Origin of the sequence: Arthrobacter zhangbolii, from assembly GCF_022869865.1 — a bacterium.
In the GTDB taxonomy this organism is placed as follows: Bacteria; Actinomycetota; Actinomycetes; order Actinomycetales; family Micrococcaceae; genus Arthrobacter_B; species Arthrobacter_B zhangbolii.
Window position 1 is genome coordinate 1,708,939 of the sequence record NZ_CP094984.1, and the last position, 14,963, is coordinate 1,723,901.

A 14,963-nucleotide genomic window follows, 5' to 3' on the forward strand; every position below is an offset into this window, starting at 1 on the left:
GCGAAGCACGGCGGGTTTTAGGCTGGAAGGGCAGCGCTCCGTCCTGTGCTGCCGTGAAAGGCCGTCTGCACCCGTGAAGTACTCCGTCCGTGAATTCCTGAGTATCCCCTCCGGCCGCGGACACCGCTTCCCGGCCGTGCGTGTTGGCCTGGGGATGCTGCTGCCGCTTTTGATACTGATTCCTGCCGGACGTACCGATCTGACCATGTGTGCCATCTTTGGTTCCCTGACCGGCGTGTTCGGGCGCAGCGAACCGCACTGGCGGCGGCTGAAGCAGCAAACCGCTTCCGGCGTGCTGATGGTCCTGACGGTGATGGCCGGGGTGGCCTTGTCCCAGGCCGGCCGGGGACCCTGGACAGTGGTATTCACCGGAACCCTGATTGCTGCGGGCATCTCTGTGGCTGCGGATTCCCTGCGGGTGCGCCCGGCCGGCCCGTTCACTTACATTTTTGCCTTTACAGCGACGTCGGCCGCGCCGTTTGCCGGTTCGCTGGTCGAAGCATTTCTCACCGTCACGGCAAGTACGCTGCTGGCGGTGCTGTTGGGAGTGGCCGGCCGGCTGCACGCCCGCCGGCATAGCCCGGGCCGTCTCCGGGAGCCGGCGGCACGGCTGGGCAGCCCGAGGCGTGCCCGCCGGTTGCTGGTCCACGCAAGCCGTTACGCCGCAGCAGTAGGCATTGCCGGCACGGTATCCGCAGGGCTCGGCCTCGGACACGGATACTGGGCAATGCTGGCTGCCTGCGCCCCGCTGGCCGCCGTCGAACTGTCCCGGGGACCAGCCAGGGCAGTGCACTTCATTGCCGGCACCTATGCCGGCGTACTGTTTTCCGCCCTGCTGATGCAGGTGCCCTGGTCAGCCGTGCAGCTGGCATTGCTGCTGGCCATGCTGCAGTTCAGCGGTGAACTCTATGTGGTCAGGCATTACGGCGCCGCCATGGTGTTCCTGACGCCCGTGGCGCTGATGATGACGGGATTTACGCACGGCGGAGACGTGTGGGCGCTAACCATGGACCGGTCACTGCAAACTACTATTGGTGCGCTGGTGGCGCTGGCAGTGGTCGCCGTCACCACTCCGCGGCATGCGGGATCCAGGGTGCGGGGCTAGCGCCGGGTAGCAATGAAAAGCTGCGCGGGTCCGCGGACCCGGGCCTGAGCCGGGTCCCCAAGATAAAGGACGCGGCAGCCCTCTGATACGGGTGTGGTGGTGCCACCCACGGTGATTTCCGCGCGCCCCTTCGCTGAGAGCACTATGGCAAAACGGCCCAGCTGGACGGTCTCTTCGGTGTCATCCAACACCGCACGCCCCAGATGCAGATCCTCGCTCCACAGCGGAATCCTGTCCTGGAAGCCGTCAACTGGGATAACCGGCAGGGGGGCCGGCGTTGGCTGGTCCTCACGCAGGACCTGCTGGAGTTCACCGGTATCCACGTAGTCCCTGGTCAGGCCCACCCGTAGCGAGTTCTCGGAGATGCTCATCAGCACCACTGCCTGACCGGACACGTAAGTATGCAGGCAGCCCGCCGGTGTGACCATGGCCTGGCCTGGTTCCAGATGGATGTGATTCATGCAGACGGCGTAAAGGATGCCGCGGTCCCCGGGAAACAGTTCGCGGAGACGGCGAACCGTGGCCACGGTATCGGCCACCGCCCCGGTGGGGTTCGTGGCCCTGTCCACTGCAAAATTTGTCTCCCGCAGCGCCCGCTGCTGCTCGTCACGCGTCATCCGCAGCACGGCGTGGCTGGGCGATTCATGCTGAAAGGTGACGAAAGACCGGAGCCAGGGCAGATCCAACCCCTCGGCGACCTCCCGGAGGGTCGCAGGGTTACGCTCGCCGGACAATACGCTGACGGGGCTTACCGCAACGGCTACTTCCACCTTGGCATGGCAATCTTTGTAATTGCGGTTGCCTGCACCCATGGGTACGCCCCGGGCCTGCTCGCGGATAAAGCCCGCCTGGGCCTGCTCCACGGAGGGGTGGATCAGGATCGGGGGTGGAGCCCCCGCATCCAGCAAACGCATCCGGAAGGGGACAGGGTGTTGGGGCAGGGCATCCGGGCCGGTGAAGTGCTCCGGATGCTGTTCGGCGAGACGGTCCAGGGCATCCGGTATGTCGGCAGGGTCCCAGTCGATCAGCAGACCGGGGCCGCGGGCAGCGGTCAGCGTGCCCCGCTGTGAAACGGTAGGGACGGTGTCATACAGATGTGGAGTCAACATCTTAGAACTCAAATCACCTTGATTTGTGCACTCAAAATGCCTGTTGAATAATCTTAACGCTGTCCACATCCGGGCTTGACACCGCGGGCGGGGTTCCCGCTGTGAGGATGCGTATGCACGCCTGTGATGTTCGCCCGTGAAGTCTGCCGGGTTCCACCCGCCCCGGGGCAAGCCTGCACTCGATGCATTCATTCACTCTCCCGGACCGGGTGCAATAATTGTCCGCAGACCAATAGGCAGTGACCCAGACCCGGAAGAGGTTGCGGACAGACATGGCATGCATAACAGCTCCGGACTCCAGGCGCGGAAGGTGCTGAGACCATGGAATTCCTGATACTGCTGATCGGACTGCTGTTCGGAACCGTACTGGCTGCCGGCGTCGGTGAACGTATCCGCCTTCCGTACCCGGTGCTGATGCTGATCTTCTCCGCCCTGATCGCTTTTCTGCCGATCATTCCCGAGGTGCACATCAACCCGGAACTGATCCTGCCGCTCTTCCTGCCGCCGCTGCTGTACGCCGCGGCGCAACGAAGCTCCTGGTCCGTCTTCCGCCTGCGGTGGCGGTCACTGGTGCTCCTGGCCGTAGCCCTGGTCGCAGTCACAGTTGCGGTGGTTGCCGGGGTTTCCTGGGCCATGATCCCGGCCCTCGGACTGCCGGCCGCAATTGCCCTGGGTGCCATTGTCGCCCCGCCGGACCCGGTGGCGGTGGAAGCGGTGGCAGGCAAGGTAAAAATGCCGCGCCGCCTGATCACCGTGCTCCAGACAGAGGGCCTGTTTAACGACGCCATCGCCATCGTGATCTTCCAGGCCGCCGTGGCGGCCAGCACCAGCGGAGGTGAAGTCGGATGGGATGTGGTTCCGAGGTTCCTTATCGGTGCAGCGGGAGCCGTCCTCCTGGGCCTGGCCATGGCGTGGCTTGTCGGCAGCCTGAACCGTTTTGTCCCGAACATGGTGGCCCGTTCGGCAGCTACTCTGGTGGCGCCCTATGCCGTGTACCTGATTGCTGAAGAAGCGCACTTTTCGGGGGTGGTGGCAGTGGTGGTCACCGCACTGGAACTTGGACGCCGGGCCCGCCCGCAGGATTCCGAGGAACGGCTCACCCGTACCGCTTTCTGGGACGTGGTGGAGATGCTGACCACTGGTGTTGCGTTTGGCCTGGTGGGCATCGAGATGCGGTACATCATCGAGGACGAGGGGGCGGAACTGCTCGGCTTCGTTCCCGGAATTGCCGCAGTATGCGTGGCCGTCCTGGTGGTGCGGTTCCTGTGGATGCTGGGTATCTACCGGCTGGGCGGAACCGAGATGAACCGGGTTCCCGGCTCGCTGAAGGAAGTCCTCGTGCTGACCTGGTGCGGCATGCGCGGGCTCGCCACCCTGGCGCTGGCCCTGGCGCTGCCCGGCACCACCATGGCCGGGGAGGCCCTGCCCGGCCGGAACTTCGTGGTCGCGTGCGCCGCGGCCGTACTCGTGGTCACGCTCGTTATACCCGGCCTGACCCTGCCCTGGCTGATGCGGGTCCTCAGGCTGCCCGATAACCACCGGGACGCGGACCGCAAGGAACGCGAACTGGCGCTTCGCGCGGAACGGGCAGCCATAGAAAGCATGAAACGCTCCACGGCAATTGCGCAGCTTCCGCCGGAACGCCGGGCCGTGCTGGCCAAGCGGATGTCCTCGCTGCACTCAATGCTGCAGGGCGATGACGAGCCGGATCCGCAGAAGCTGCTGGACCGCAAAGCCACCCTGGAACTCATGGATGTGGTCCAACGTGAAGCCATGGACGCGGCACGGCGCGAGGTGCTCGCAGCCCGACGCCGCCCCGGCACGGATCCCGAGGCCGTGGACCGAGTGCTGCGGCGGCTGGATCTGAGGACCGTCACCATGGACCACCGGGAACGGCACTAGGCTCCTTCGCGGCTAGACTGCGGGTTTATGAGCGAAAACGATCAGTCCTGGCCGCTTTTGGGGCTGGCATGGGTGGTGCAGGCGGCTGCCGCCATCACCCTGGCGGTGGCAGTGGTGATATTGCAGCTGTGGATTCTGCCGGAGCCGGTGCTGCTCACTCTGCTGCTGGCACTGATCCTTGGGTCCGTGGTGATGCTCCTGCTGGCCGCCCCGCTGATCTTCACCTGGCTGCGCAGCCGCGTCCGGCGGACCTGGGTGATGGTGCTGGCCATGGCTGCCGTGGCCGTGGTGTTTGGCTGGTGGCTGGTGGTTGCCTGCGTCCTTGGGTTCGGGCTGCTGGTCATTGGCTTCGGATAGCCCGGATTAATCCCCGGGTGTTCCAAACGCATAGGATGGCAGGCCGGGCATCGATCGCCGCGTGCCCAGCAACTATGCGTGATTGGATTTCACCCCTTTGAGTCTTGACCCCCACACCAACTCTTCACCGCTGCCCGCAGCGGGCACCACAAAACGCGCCGGACGGAAACCGGCACCGGACGCCCTGGATCCGCGGACGAAAACCGTTATCGGGCTGCTGCTCGTTTCCTCATTTGTCGTCATCCTGAACGAAACCATCATGAGCGTGGCTCTGCCCCGGCTGATGGTGGACCTGAACATCACTGCGGGAACCGCCCAGTGGCTTACCACCGGGTTTATGCTCACCATGGCCGTGGTAATCCCCGCGACCGGGTTCCTGCTCCAGCGCTTCTCCATGCGCGGCCTGTTTATGACCGCCATGTCCCTGTTCAGTGCCGGCACCCTCCTCGCTGCCCTGGCTCCCGGATTCGGTGCCCTGCTGGGCGGGCGGATCATCCAGGCCGGCGGTACGGCCATCATGATCCCGCTGCTGATGACCACGGTGCTGAATGCGGTGCCTGCGCACAGGCGCGGCCGCATGATGGGAACCATTTCGATTGTGATCGCCGTGGCTCCGGCCATCGGGCCGACCGTTTCCGGCATCATCCTCAATGCGCTGGACTGGCGCTGGATGTTCTGGCTGGTGCTGCCCATTGCCCTGCTCTCGCTGGTCCTGGGGACAGTCTTCATCCGCAACCTGACCGAACCGAAACGGGTTCCCTTCGATGCCCTGTCCATAGTGCTCTCCACCTTTGCCTTCGGCGGAATCATCTTCGGCCTGAGCAGCATCGGAGACGCGGCCCAGGGCAAGGAACTGATGCCGCTGTGGATCCCCCTGACCGTCGGTGCACTGGCCATGGCCGGGTTTGTGTACCGCCAGCTGGTGCTCCAGCGCTCTGACCGGGCACTGATGGACCTGCGCACTTTCACCAGCAAGCCGTTTGTCATAGCTGTGGTTATGGTGCTGGTGAGCATGATGGCCCTGTTCGGCTGCCTGATTGTGCTCCCGCTCTACCTGCAGAACGTGCTGGGCCTGTCCACTCTGGAAACCGGTCTGCTGCTGCTGCCCGGCGGTGCGGTCATGGCAATCCTGTCCCCGATTGTCGGCGGTCTCTTTGACCGTTTCGGACCCCGGCCGCTGGTGATTCCCGGCGCCCTGGTGCTGAGTGCTTCGCTCTGGGGCATGACCATGCTGACGGAGGATTCTCCGGTGCCACTGGTAATCCTGCTGCACTGCTTCCTGAACGCCGGCCTCGGCTTTATCTTCACCCCGCTGTTCACCTCTGCACTCGGTTCCCTGGACCGCACGCTGTACTCGCACGGCAGCGCCATCATCAACACGCTCCAGCAACTGGCAGGAGCGGCAGGTACGGCAGTCTTCATCACGCTGATGACAGCCGGCACCACCGCTGCAGTTAATGACGGCTTGGCGGCCATCCCGGCAGCAGCGGCCGGAATCCATACGGCCTTCTTCTGGGGCGCCGTGATCTCCCTGGTGGCACTGGCGGCGTCATTCTTTGTCCGCCGTCCCGTGAACGAACTGCCTGACGGGGTGGGCGTCCACTAACCCGGTGTGCCTGTTGTTCGGCAGCGGCGGCCACTATCCTCGGTAACGCAGGTGCAATCCGCCCCATCACAGGCACTGCACTCCGGGAAGTGGCACCATGTCCGAGCACAGGCAAGCCCCCGGCGGAAACCGCGTCCGGATGCTGCTGGCCCTCGCGGGCCCGGCGGTCCTGTTCGGCGTGGTGTCCGCCCTGGTCCTTTTTGGTCTCGACAGGCTTAGCCTGCTGCTCGAACACTGGGTCTGGGCGGACCTGCCGGCCGCCGTCGGCGCGGATCCCGCGGGCGGCTGGTGGATTCTGGGCACCTTGACGGTTACCGGGCTCGCCGTGGGACTCACTGTACGGTTTGTGCCAGGCCATGCCGGCCCGGATTCAGCAGCTGCCGAACTGGGCGGTCCGCCGCTGCCGCCCGGCGTGGTGCCGGGGCTCGCCCTGGCTGCAGTCCTTGGCCTGGCCGGGGGCGTCAGCCTGGGACCGGAGAATCCGATTATTGCCATCAATACCGCCCTGCTGACCGCGCTGGCAGGGCGGTTTTTCGTCCGCATACCCGCCCGGGTGATCGCCGGCCTCGCGGTGGCAGGAACCGTGGGTGCCCTGTTCGGCACACCCGTGGCGGCCGCCCTGCTTTTTACCGGGCTGGCCGGCGCAATGCGCACCGGGGGAGCCCTCTTTGACAGGCTTTTCCTGCCGCTCGTCTCCGCCGGTGCCGGAGCAGTAACCATGACCCTGCTCGGTGGCACGCTGCTGCAGGTCCGGCTCCCGCCCATGGGCGCCCCGGACGGCTGGGACGCACTGGGGGCGCTGGTGATTGCTCCGCTGGCGGCCGCATTCGGCCTGCTCGGGGTAGCGGTCTTCGCCCGGGTGCACAGCGGATTCCGGCGGCTGGGAAGCCCTGTCCTCTACACCACGCTCGGGGGAGTGCTGCTTGGCCTGCTGGGTGTGATCGGCGGGCCGGTGACCCTGTTCAAAGGGGCGGCCGAATCCGCGCGCCTGCTCCAAAACCCGGGCGGCGAGGAACCCTGGGCCCTGCTCGGTGACGCACTGGTGAAACTCGCCGCCCTGGTCATAGCGGCGGCAGCAGGCTTCCGTGGCGGGAGGATTTTTCCTGCCGTTTTTATCGGCGTTGCCGCCGGCCTGGCGGTCGCCGGGTTTGTGCCGGGCATACCGGTAGCGCTGGCCGTGTCCGCGGCCGTGCTCGGGCTGGTACTTGCCGTGGCCCGGGACGGCTGGATGGCCCTCTTTATCGCCGTGGTGATCACCGGCGACGTCACCGTGACCGGCGTCCTTTGCCTGGCTGTGCTGCCGGCCTGGCTGGTGGTCACCAACGCGCCGCACATGCTCGCCGAACAGGGCGTCCCGGAAAATCCTTGACCACGGGTGTGACGGACTCCATACTAAATGAACGATTAGTTAGTGCTTACGTCAGGAGCCCCGATGACCGTCCTCCAGTCCGCCCGTCCCACCTTCGATCCCAACGACGTCGCCGACGTTGATGCCGACCTGTACCTGCTCGACGAGCAGCTGGATGAGGAGGCAAAAGACGTGCAGGCGAGGGTACGCGCCTTCGTGGACCAGGACCTGCTGCCGGTCATCAACGGATACTGGGAGCGGGCCGAGGTGCCGTACGAGCTGATTCCCAAGCTGGCAGCCCTCAACATCGCCGGCGGCACCATCAAGGGATACGGGTGCCCCGGCATGAGCCGGATGTCTGCCTCCATCGCAGCCGCTGAGCTGGCCCGCGGCGACGGCTCCATCAACACCTTTTTCGGGGTCCACTCCGGCCTGGCCATGGGCAGCATCGACATGCTCGGCAGTGAGGAACAGAAACAGCGCTGGCTGCCGGCCATGGCCCGGTTTGAAAAGATCGGCGCCTTTGCCCTGACCGAGCCGGCGCACGGATCCGACTCGGTCTCGCTGGAGACCAGTGCCCGGCGCGAGGGCGATTTCTACGTCCTGAACGGCAGCAAGCGATGGATCGGCAATGCCAGCTTTGCCGACATCGTGATCATTTACGCCCGGGATGAAGCCGACGGCGCGGTTAAGGCGTTTGTCATGGAGAAGGGCGCCGAGGGCCACCCGACCGGGTATAACGCCGAAGTCATCACCGGAAAGATGGGCAAGCGTGCCGTGCTGCAGCCCAACATTGTCATTGAGGACCTGCGCATTCCGGCCGCGAACCGGCTGGAAAACTGCAACTCCTTCAAGGACGTAAACAAGGTCCTTGCCGCCACCCGCGGGGGAGTGGCCTGGGAGGCGCTGGGACATGCCGTGGCTGCTTATGAGATTGCCGTCGCGTACGCCAAGCAGCGCGTACAGTTCGGCAAGCCGATTGCCGGGTTCCAGCTGGTGCAGAACAAGCTGGCCAACATGCTTGCCCAGCTGACCGCCATCAAGCTGACCTGCTTCCGGCTCAACGAGCTGGGCGAATCCGGCCAGATGACCAGCCCCATGGCATCCATGGCGAAAATGTTCGCAGCGCGGCAGGGACGCTGGATCTGCCAGGAGGCACGGGACATCATGGGCGGCAACGGACTGCTGCTCGAAAACCATGTGGCAAGGCACCTGACCGACATGGAGGTGGTCTTCACCTATGAGGGCACCGACACCATGCAGTCCCTGATTTTGGGCCGGCACATCACCGGCCTGTCCGCCTTCGCCTAGAGCATCAGAGGCCAGCCGGAGAACAGTCGACGGACACCTCTATGGGTGTTGGGGCCCGCCAACCCGCAGCCCCAGCACCCTGCCGGTGTTCCCCGCCATCGGGTCCATGGCCTCCGGCCACTGTGCGGTCATCATAAAAAGCAGTCCGCCGTCGTCTCCTCCCACAGCACAGGAGAAACAGCCCTGCTCCAGCTGTACGGACTCCACAACGTCCCCGCCGGGCCGGATTCGCACACACCGCTCACCGGGCACTTCGGCAAACCAAATGCCGCCGGCACCGTCCCAGCAGATGCCGTCCGGGGCACTGCCGGGCACCCCGGCCCACTCGCCCGCGGGGGTGAGCGTGCCATCGGCATTGATAGTGAAGGATGCCAGGCGGCCGGCGTTGGATTCGGCCACCACCAGGGTGCTGCCGTCCTCGGAGACCAGCATTCCGTTGGGGAAGGACAGTCCGCGGGCGACTGTCTCGGCGGAGCCGTCCGGCCGGACCAGGGCTATGATGCCGTCGCTGCCCGCCCCGGCGGCGTAGTCGGCCCCGATGCCGTTGACGTAGGCGTTGCCGCCGGGGTGGACGGCAATCTCGTTCCAGGGGTGCTCGGAGAGCCGCCGCAGATCGGCCAGCGGGACCAGTCCGGCGTGGGGTACCTCCACCAGCACGGTGCCGTCACTGCCCGAGACCACCACCATCCTGCCGTCAGGCAGCCAGTCAAAGCTGATGGGGAAGGACGGCACCGCTGCGGCACGGCGAATGTTTCCCTGCCGGTCCAGCGCCGAGATGGTGCCCGCTGTCCAGTCCGCAAACCAGAATTCATTGCCGTGCCAGCGTGCGGATTCGCCCATTCCAATGCCGGATGCCAGGGTTGCCGGTTCCGCCATGCTGCACCTCGCTTCATCCGGGTGTTCCAGTGTGCAGGTACAGTATGCCGCCCGCACGGCTCCGGGAACAGACGGTGCGGGTCAGGAGCCGGCGGCGCCAAGCATCCGCAGCGCCAGCATGCTATGGTTCGCCGCGACGTCGGCCGCGGTGAGCCTTCCGTCCGCGCGGAACCAGCGGGCCACATCGATGCACAGGGACAGAAGAGCGAAAACAGCCAGCCGGGTGTCCGGCACCGAGAACACACCCAGTTCGCGCCCGCGGTCGACGACGGTCCGGAACTCGGCGTCCACCGCACGGCGGATCTCAAGCACCTCGGCCCGGTGCTCATCGCTGAGGGCGGGCAATTCGAAGTTGACCACGCTGGATTTGGTCCGGTTGCTGCTCTGCCATTCCACAAAGTCCCGCACCACGTTGCGGATCTGCTCCACCGGATCCGTGCTCGAGGCCATTCCGGCGCGGACCAGCTCCAGGGTCCGCTCATGGCCCACCTTCGAGATGCTGTACAGCAGCTCTTCCTTGGACCTGTGGTGGACGTACACGGCCCCGGGCGTCACCCCTGCTGCTGCAGCAATGTCCCGCGTAGTGGTGCCGTGAAAACCCTTGGCCGCGAAGGCCTCGGTGGCGGATTCCAGCAGGCGCTGGCCCGTGTCGGTTGCGGGCACCTGATCCTCCGGATTCTGAACAAAATGAGCGTTTAGCAACCAGAGTAACAGGGGAGTGCATCCGGTACGGGGCGGTTAGGCCAGGCGCGAGCGGACAATCTCGCTGACCGTTTTGCCGTCAAACCGGCCGGCCACCCTGGCCGTCACCGGTTTCATGACCTGCCCCATCTGCCGCATGGACGGTTCCGTGCCGCCGGCGCGCAGCCCGGCAATCTCCTCGTCCACGATGGCCTCAACCTCTGTCCGGCTCAGCGCAGCCGGCAGGTACGCCTCGATAATCTCCGCTTCTGCGATCTCCGCCGTGGCGCGGTCCGCTTCCCCTGCCTCGGTGTAGATCCGTGCGGTGTCTCGCCGCTTGGCTGCCTCCTTCTGCAGCAGGGAGATGGTCTGCGCGTCATCCAGCTCCACGGGTGTCTTCCCGGACTTTTCCCGCGTGCCGATTTCACCAAGCACATTGCGGACCGTGGCCAGCGCCGTGCGGTTGCCGGCTTTCATATGCGCTTTCATATCCTGCTGCAGCCGGTCTTTGAGCGTTCCCATACCCTGTTCCTCTTTCCTTGACACAAGTTCCTACCCTCATCCTCCCCTACACGGGAGGTGCCGGTCACAGCGTCCGGAATCACAGTCCGAAAGGGCGGAAGTTGTCTTGAGTCGCTCAAAACAACTGATAGGGTTTTGATATGCAGACGGACGAAGACACGGAACGGCTGGCCGGGAACATCCGGACCGCCGGACTGAAGGTCACCGCGCAGCGCCTGGCCGTACTGCAGGTGCTGCAGCAGACCCCGCACTCCAGTGCGGAGCAGGTTCTTGCTGCCGTCCGCGAGGAATTGCCGAACATCTCCGCCCAAGCGGTTTACGGCATCCTGGCCGCCTTTACCGAGGCCGGCCTGGCGCGACGGCTTGAGCCCGCCGGTTCACCGGCCCTGTACGAGTCCCGAGTGGGAGATAACCACCATCATCTGGTGTGCATTCACTGCGGGAAAATCAGGGACGTTGACTGCGTGATTGGCCAGGCACCCTGCCTGGAGCCGTCGGATGATTCCGATTTCACCGTGCTGGCCGCCGAAGTGACATTCAGCGGCATCTGCAGCAGCTGCCGGCAGCTGGCGGAATCCTCCGCCCCGTAGGCAGCACCAACCGTCGAACCACCGGCGGGCCCCTTTCAATGGCGATTACCCCTTTCCGGGCTTCACGCTGCCCGGAAACCGCCCCTGCCCCGGCCTGCACTTGTGCAAACCGGCGGTAGGAACCGGCCCGAGTCTCACCACAACGCGTTATCCGAGGAGAGAACCATGACCATTTTGATCACCCCTACCGCCACCGCCCGTGACGATAACCGCCAGGACTCCGCTCCGCGCCCTGCCGTTGCCGAACGCACGGAACAGGCAGCAGCTCCGATCCGTCCCGAAGGCAGCTACACCAGCCGCTATGACTCCGCTGCGGAAACCCGCCGCACCCCGCGCTCCCGGGGAAGCTACGTCACCGCCGCCAGCCAGCGGACCCGCCCCGCGGGCAGCTACACCTGCACCGACGGAGCATCTGCTCCCCGCCGTGCCCGCGGCAGCTACACCTTTCAGGCGTAGGCAGCGGCAGCATTCCCCGGCGCAGGCTGCGGTGCAGACCGTGCGGCCGCGCCGGGCGGGACGTGCGCAGCCGATAAGCTGAATGCTCGTTGTCCCGCGGGGGCGAGGAAGACCAACCCCCTATGAGAGGACACCATGAGCCTGATCCGGCTGCAGGACGTCAACACATCGTTCGAGAACAAGCAGGTGCTGCGCGAAGCGTTCCTTCGCCTTGAACCCAAGGACCGGATCGGGCTGATTGGACGCAACGGATCCGGCAAGTCCACCATCCTGAAACTCGTGCTGGGCCGGCTCGAACCGGATTCCGGCACAGTCACGGTGGAGCCGGGCCTGCGGATCGGCTACTTCTCCCAGTTCTCCGAACTGGACGGAGAAGCCAGCATCACCGAGGTGCTGGACACCGTCTTTACCGGGATCAAGGACGTCGAAGCGGAGCTCGCCCGCATGGACACGGCCATTGCCGGGGCTCCCGCCGAGAAGGAAATGAACCGGCTCATCACCCGCCAGGCCGAACTGTTTGAGACCATGGACCGGCTGGACGGCTGGGACTACCCCCGCCGCATCGATGCCGTGCTCACCACCCTCGGTTTCACCGAGGCACACCGCACCTGCGCCATTGACGCCCTCTCCGGCGGCTGGCGGAACCGGGCGGCGCTGGCGAAAATCCTTCTTGAACAGCCAGACGTGCTGCTGCTGGATGAACCAACCAATTACCTTGATGTGGACGGCGTGGAATGGCTTGAGGGCTGGTTCCGCGACTTCCGCGGTGCGGCGGTCATCGTCTCGCATGACCGGAAGTTCCTGGACGCCGTGGTTACCCGCATCGTGGAGGTGGAGAACTTCCACCTGCACGAATATCCCGGCAATTTTGCGGAATACGTTGTGCAGAAGCAGTTCCGGCTGAAAACCCTGCAGGCCCAGTTTGTGCATGAAGCCGAACTGCTGGCCTTTGAAGCCGAGGGCATCGCGGACCGCCGTGAGGCGGCCAAGGCCGGCGGCCGGCTGAGCAGCCAGCTGGCCCGGATCAAGAAGTCCCGGGCACCCCGTCCGGTGGATGAAATCATCACCGGCATTTATGCCGGCCTGCACGTCAAGGACGTGCTCGGCCGTTTCCGCTCACTGTCCAAGTCCTACGGCGACAAAGTGCTCTTCAGCGACCTGAGCTTTGAAGTGAACAAAGGCGACCGGATTGCCGTCACTGGCACCAACGGCAGCGGCAAGACCACCCTGCTGCGTGTCCTCACGGGGGAGGAAACCCCCGACTCCGGCGAGGTCAGCTGGCCCAAGGGCCCGTCCATGGTCTCCTACAACAAAATGCTCGAGGCGCTCGACGACGGCGACACGGTCACCCACGCGGTCAACGCCCTGCCGGGATCCCTTGCCTTCAGTGCCACGAAAAAGTCCGTGAACCGCTTCCTGACCATGTTCCAGTTCTCCGAAGCGGACCTGACCCAGAAGATCGGCAATCTGTCCGGCGGCCAGCGTGCCCGGGTGGCCATGGCCCAGTGCCTGCTTTCCGGCGCACCCGTGCTGCTGCTGGACGAGCCCACCAACCACCTGGACATGTCCAGCACCCAGGTGATGGAACGGGCCCTGATGCATTTTCCCGGTGCCGTGATTGTGGTCAGCCATGACCGGTTCTTCACCGAGAAGATCGCCACCCGCCGTCTCATCTTCGGCGCCGAAGGATCCGCCCCGGGCCAGGTGGACATCCGCGAAGCCTAGGAAAAGCCCTGGCAGGGGATTAGCACCCGCTGTTACGTTGGCGGAATGGGTGTGTACGGGCACGGTTCGCAGGAGCCCTGGCCTGCCGGGCCACGCGCGGCACCGCCGGTGCTGATGGCCCAGACCTGGGCAGACGTGGTGTTCCTGCACTGGCGCATGGACCCCGCAGCGGCCGTCCCGTTTATGCCGCCGGGCGTGGAACCGGACGTTCTTCATGGTGCCACCTGGGTGGGGCTGATCGGGTTCCACGCGCCAAAGACGCGGTTTTTGGGACGGATCGGCATGCCCTACGTCGGCTCCTTCACGGAAATCAACGTGCGGCTGTATTCCCGCGGCGCAGACGGCAGCGCGGGGGTTCTGTTCCTGTCCCTGGACGCATCCCGGCTCGCTCCCGTGCTCGTGGCACGCTCGCTGCGGATTCCCTATGTCTGGTCGCGGTGCAGGCCGGTCCGCGCCGGCACGGCCCGGGGTACGACGTCGAGCGGTTCGGCAGGCAGGCACGTTCCTCCTTCGCTGCGGTTCCGGACTGTGCCCGGCAGGCCGATGATGAGCTCTCGCTGTGGCTGACGGCCCGCTTCGGATTGCATACCGCTTTCGGCGGCAGCACGGTTTTTATCCCCAATTCCCACCGGCCCTGGCCGCTGCACCCGGCGCGGCTGGCACACTGCGACGATGAACTGCTCTCCGCCGCCGGGCTGGATGTCTCCGGCCCGCCGGACACCGTGCACTACTCCACGGGGGTGGACACCCTGTTCGGCCGGCCCCGGCGGGTTGCCTGAAGCGCCTGCGCAGGTGCACTCTGCCGGGTACCGCCCGCCGCCCGGCGAAGCAGGCGCTGCAGTCCCTTTTCGCCGCGGTGCATAAGCAGCGCGTGGGCGGCCGTGAGAACCGGCCGGGCAACCGGGGTGAGCAGGCGCATCCACGGCCGGGTCGGCCGGACCCGCCACGATATGTCTATCCGCGTCTGCACCGGCTCCGTCCCGCCGTCAGCGGCCAGGGGAGTCAGGCGGATCTGCCCGCTGCCGGCCAGATCACCGGCGGCGTCGAAATCGATCGAGACCGGGTGGTCCACCGCGGTTGGACGCAGGGTAATGGAAAGACGGTAGCCCAGTGCGGCGCGGAACTGCAGCCGGACGGTGGAGGAGAGCAGCACCGCGGCCCGGTCGCCGGAGGGGGGAGCAGCCGGGGAGACGTCCTGCCGGGTGCAGCCGGACCACCACCGGGGCCAGTCCATCTCCGGGCCGGCCACCGCCTCCCATACGTCTTCGGGGGAGGCATCAAGCAGCCAGCTGGAGGGAAGGACATAGAGACCGGGCATTGCACCAGCATGCCATCGGCGCCGGGGCGGCGGAAAATACGGTCCCGCCGCCCCGGC

14 protein-coding genes and 1 pseudogene are annotated in these 14,963 nt (G+C 65.6%); 10 read left to right on the forward strand and 5 right to left on the reverse strand.

All coding sequences use genetic code 11. The features are described 5' to 3' along the window. Positions 1-73: 73 nt before the first annotated feature. Positions 74-1,105: an FUSC family protein gene (locus tag MUK71_RS07960; protein ID WP_227927885.1), complete on the forward strand. Its 1,032-nt coding sequence runs from the start codon at positions 74-76 to the stop codon at positions 1,103-1,105. Here MUK71_RS07960 and MUK71_RS07965 read toward each other — a convergent pair. Further along, on the reverse strand, positions 1,102-2,214 hold the full coding sequence (locus MUK71_RS07965; protein ID WP_227927884.1) for a cupin domain-containing protein: 1,113 nt from the start codon (positions 2,212-2,214) through the stop codon (positions 1,102-1,104). The two genes, MUK71_RS07960 and MUK71_RS07965, sit on opposite strands and share 4 nt — an antisense overlap. A gap of 321 nt (positions 2,215-2,535) precedes the next feature. Here MUK71_RS07965 and MUK71_RS07970 point away from each other — a divergent pair, with 321 nt between their 5' ends. From MUK71_RS07970 to MUK71_RS07990, 5 genes are all read left to right on the forward strand, one after another. Further along, on the forward strand, positions 2,536-4,116 hold the full coding sequence (locus tag MUK71_RS07970) for a cation:proton antiporter (protein WP_227927883.1): 1,581 nt from the start codon (positions 2,536-2,538) through the stop codon (positions 4,114-4,116). Between the two features lie 27 nt (positions 4,117-4,143). Further along, positions 4,144-4,473 (forward strand): hypothetical protein, encoded by a 330-nt coding sequence (locus MUK71_RS07975; protein WP_227927882.1) that lies wholly within the window; start codon positions 4,144-4,146, stop codon positions 4,471-4,473. 97 nt (positions 4,474-4,570) lie between these two features. Continuing rightward, positions 4,571-6,079 carry an MDR family MFS transporter gene (locus tag MUK71_RS07980; protein WP_423724592.1) on the forward strand — a complete coding sequence of 503 codons (1,509 nt, stop codon included), beginning with the start codon at positions 4,571-4,573 and terminating at the stop codon, positions 6,077-6,079. Between the two features lie 97 nt (positions 6,080-6,176). Then, positions 6,177-7,448: an ion channel protein gene (locus MUK71_RS07985; protein ID WP_227927881.1), complete on the forward strand. Its 1,272-nt coding sequence runs from the start codon at positions 6,177-6,179 to the stop codon at positions 7,446-7,448. Positions 7,449-7,511: 63 nt separating this feature from the next. Beyond that, a complete protein-coding gene (locus MUK71_RS07990) occupies positions 7,512-8,738 on the forward strand; it encodes an acyl-CoA dehydrogenase family protein (protein WP_227927880.1) in 1,227 nt (408 codons plus the stop codon). A 39-nt stretch (positions 8,739-8,777) separates the two neighbouring features. Here MUK71_RS07990 and MUK71_RS07995 read toward each other — a convergent pair whose 3' ends face one another. The 3 genes from MUK71_RS07995 to MUK71_RS08005 form a co-directional block, all read right to left on the reverse strand. Beyond that, positions 8,778-9,614, reverse strand: a complete 837-nt coding sequence (locus MUK71_RS07995; protein ID WP_227902035.1) for an SMP-30/gluconolactonase/LRE family protein — start codon at positions 9,612-9,614, stop codon at positions 8,778-8,780. Positions 9,615-9,695: 81 nt separating this feature from the next. Beyond that, complete coding sequence (locus tag MUK71_RS08000) at positions 9,696-10,277, reverse strand: TetR/AcrR family transcriptional regulator (protein WP_227927879.1); 582 nt, start codon at positions 10,275-10,277, stop codon at positions 9,696-9,698. A gap of 75 nt (positions 10,278-10,352) precedes the next feature. Next, the gene (locus tag MUK71_RS08005) at positions 10,353-10,817 is read right to left on the reverse strand and encodes a GatB/YqeY domain-containing protein (protein ID WP_227902033.1); all 465 of its coding nucleotides are present in this window, start codon (positions 10,815-10,817) and stop codon (positions 10,353-10,355) included. Between the two features lie 140 nt (positions 10,818-10,957). On the opposite strand from MUK71_RS08005, the gene MUK71_RS08010 reads away from it, so the two are divergent. From MUK71_RS08010 to MUK71_RS16320, 4 genes and pseudogenes are all read left to right on the forward strand, one after another. Further along, positions 10,958-11,407 (forward strand): Fur family transcriptional regulator, encoded by a 450-nt coding sequence (locus MUK71_RS08010; RefSeq protein WP_227902032.1) that lies wholly within the window; start codon positions 10,958-10,960, stop codon positions 11,405-11,407. Between the two features lie 165 nt (positions 11,408-11,572). Next, on the forward strand, positions 11,573-11,863 hold the full coding sequence (locus MUK71_RS08015; protein WP_227927878.1) for a hypothetical protein: 291 nt from the start codon (positions 11,573-11,575) through the stop codon (positions 11,861-11,863). A 135-nt stretch (positions 11,864-11,998) separates the two neighbouring features. After that, positions 11,999-13,588, forward strand: a complete 1,590-nt coding sequence (locus tag MUK71_RS08020; RefSeq protein WP_227927877.1) for an ABC-F family ATP-binding cassette domain-containing protein — start codon at positions 11,999-12,001, stop codon at positions 13,586-13,588. 156 nt (positions 13,589-13,744) lie between these two features. Further along, positions 13,745-14,367, forward strand: a pseudogene (locus tag MUK71_RS16320) (YqjF family protein). Here MUK71_RS16320 and MUK71_RS08030 read toward each other — a convergent pair. Continuing rightward, positions 14,316-14,906 carry an SRPBCC family protein gene (locus MUK71_RS08030; RefSeq protein WP_227927876.1) on the reverse strand — a complete coding sequence of 197 codons (591 nt, stop codon included), beginning with the start codon at positions 14,904-14,906 and terminating at the stop codon, positions 14,316-14,318. The pseudogene MUK71_RS16320 and the gene MUK71_RS08030 overlap by 52 nt on opposite strands. Positions 14,907-14,963 lie beyond the last annotated feature (57 nt).